The sequence below is a fragment of the Ilumatobacter nonamiensis YM16-303 genome (genome assembly GCF_000350145.1).
In the GTDB taxonomy this organism is placed as follows: domain Bacteria; phylum Actinomycetota; class Acidimicrobiia; order Acidimicrobiales; family Ilumatobacteraceae; genus Ilumatobacter_A; species Ilumatobacter_A nonamiensis.
Map to the genome: position 1 here is coordinate 1 of NZ_BAOL01000243.1, position 2,489 is coordinate 2,489.

Below are 2,489 nucleotides of genomic sequence, written 5' to 3' on the forward strand. Positions count from 1 at the left end.
CGCCGTCGAGGTCGACGTTGGTGATCGAGGTCCAACCCTCGCGGAAGTTGTAGTCCTCGATCACTCGACCGGCACCTCGCGAGCCCGCATCGACGAACCGTGCGAGACCCGAACTCGCGAGATGCTCGCGGAGCGGCTGGTCCGCATCGGTGCCGAAGTTCGTGGGTCGGGTATTCGCTGCGATCGAGTTGAGCTGCGGGAAGAACGCTCCGCCTGGGCACGATGTCTGACCGACCTCGCGGTGGCCGGCTACACCGTTGACCGTGCGCGTGTCGCCTTCGTTGAAGCCCTGGCCGTCCGAACCGGCGATGAGTGTGATGGCCTGCGCCGGCTCGATTCCGTACCAGCCGGTCAGCCAGTCGAGCAGCTGCTGCAGCCCGTTGAGCTGGGCTGCCGGGGGCGACGCCGGATCGTAGTTCCCGAGAAGCACGACGCCCTGCGTGTTGTAGTTGAAGCCGCGGGCGTGTGCGGACTGGATCGGCGCGCGTTTGGACCCGGTGCGGCCCTCCCACACCGTTCCGAAACGGTCGATCACGAAGTTGTACCCGACATCGTCGAGATCGCTCGAACCCGTCTGGTATGCGCAGAGACCGCGCAGCACAGCGGGGACCTGTGCCTGGCTGTAGTTGCTCGATCCGGCGCTGTGATGGACGATGACCGCCTCGGACGAACTGAGATTGAAGTCCGCATCCGGCACCCGACAATTCGTGGTGTCCCATTCCGATCGGTCACGAACGAATGACGGGCCGGGCCACAGCGGTTCGAAGTCGTTCGATGCGATTGGTTCGAGCGGCTGGGCCGTCGGGAGCTGTCGTGCTTCCGGTGACGGCTGATCGACGAAGACGAACGCCTTCGCCCCCACGATCGCGCCTTCGACGAGGAAACGGACCGCATCGGGTTCATCGAGAATGATCACATCCGTGCCGGGGGTCGCGGCTTCCTGGCTGTCGTCACCGACCTCCCCGTCACCGCCGTGGTCGTGCCCATGGTCGGTGACGATTTGTTCCCACGCGCCCCACTCGCCGTCGATGTGTTGCTGGAGCCAGATGGCGGTCGGGTCGCCGGACGTCCAGGACAAACCCGTCATGAGCGCAGGCGCAACGAGGTCTTGGGACATCTGTCGCGGGACCGATGGATCGGAACCGAGGTGTGCGGGTTCCGATTTCGTGTACGGACGCCATTCGACGGCCACGTTGTGCTGATCGTCGGTGACGAGGATCGCGTCGACGTCGAGCACGTCGTCGGCCGGGATCTTGGAGGTGGTGGTGGTGGTCGCGAGGTCGTCGGTGGAGGATTCCCCGGCGGGTTTCTGGGTCGTGGTGGTGGTGGTGGTGGAAGTGGAAGTGGTGGGCGAGGAGGGGACGGGCACCTCAGTCGTCGTGGTGGACTCATCGGTCGGGGAGTCGGTGGGGAGATCCTCGACGGTCGTGGTGCTGTCGTCGATCGGAGCGTCGGTGGCGGCGATGACCGGGGTTCCGAGCCCGATCACGGCGATCGAGGCCAGCAGAGCAATCGGGGAGCGCATCGTGGCGATGCTACAAACGCCGACGGTCGATCCCCGTTCATGCGGAGACGACGGATGCGCGGTTCGATCATCATGAAATGAGGCGGCCGCGGACGCGGTCGCCCTGTTCTGAGGCATGCTCTGGCGCATGAAGTGGTTCCGCCGCGCCAGCGTGCCTGTTCTGTCCCTCGTGCTCCTCGTCGGAGCGGCACCCGTTCTCGTCGATGCGTCCGACGAGTCCGGACCGATCTCCGAGCAGGAAGAGGCGCTCGACCCTCTGGATCCCGCACGACCGTCGACGTCCGAATCGGATTCGCTCGACCAGGCGTTGACGTCGCTCGGGTTCCCGGCTCGTTCTTTCCCCACGCCGGTCGACTCGTACGGCACCGCAGCCGACTGGCGCTGCACGACGGGTGAGCGCTCGGGGACGAGAGACACCGCGAATCTGTTGCAGGCCTCGTTCGCTCCGGAGTATGTGTCGGGTCTCACGCGAGACTGTGGAGCCACGTGGAGTGCGGGCCGCAGCTACCACAAGATGGGCCTGGCGATCGACCTCGCGTACGATGTCTACGACCCGGAGCAGAAGCAACGCGCCCAGGCCCTCATCGATGCATTGCTCGCACGGGACTCGCAGGGTCGACGTCATGCGATGCTGCGCCGTCTCGGGATCATCCGCATCATCTGGAGCACTGGAAGCGGGGACGACCGCATCTGGAATGCGGGCGTCGACGACGACCTCGACCGCGGTTCGAACGTGTCCACCTGGCGGACCCTCGCCGGGCAGGATCATCGCAACCACATCCACCTGACCCTCTCGCTCGACGGGGGCAACGGCCGCACGACGTATTGGACCGACGACGGGCTGGCGCGCTTCGTGGACCCTGGTTCGACCGGTGGGGGACCGGTGATCTCCAACAATCTGTTCCGTCGGGGGTGGACGAGCATCACCGGGGTGGATCTCGATGGTGATCGGCGTGATGAGTTG

The 2,489-nt window shown here is 65.6% G+C and carries 1 protein-coding gene and 1 pseudogene; one reads left to right on the top strand and one right to left on the bottom strand.

The window, feature by feature from the left end:
• Window positions 1–1,525: N-acetylmuramoyl-L-alanine amidase (locus ON45_RS18505; RefSeq protein ID WP_040495915.1), on the bottom strand; the 1,525-nt coding region annotated here is incomplete at its 3' end.
• Between the two features lie 127 nt (window positions 1,526–1,652).
• On the opposite strand from ON45_RS18505, the pseudogene ON45_RS18510 reads away from it, so the two are divergent.
• Window positions 1,653–2,489: pseudogene (locus ON45_RS18510) on the top strand (hypothetical protein); the annotation flags it as partial.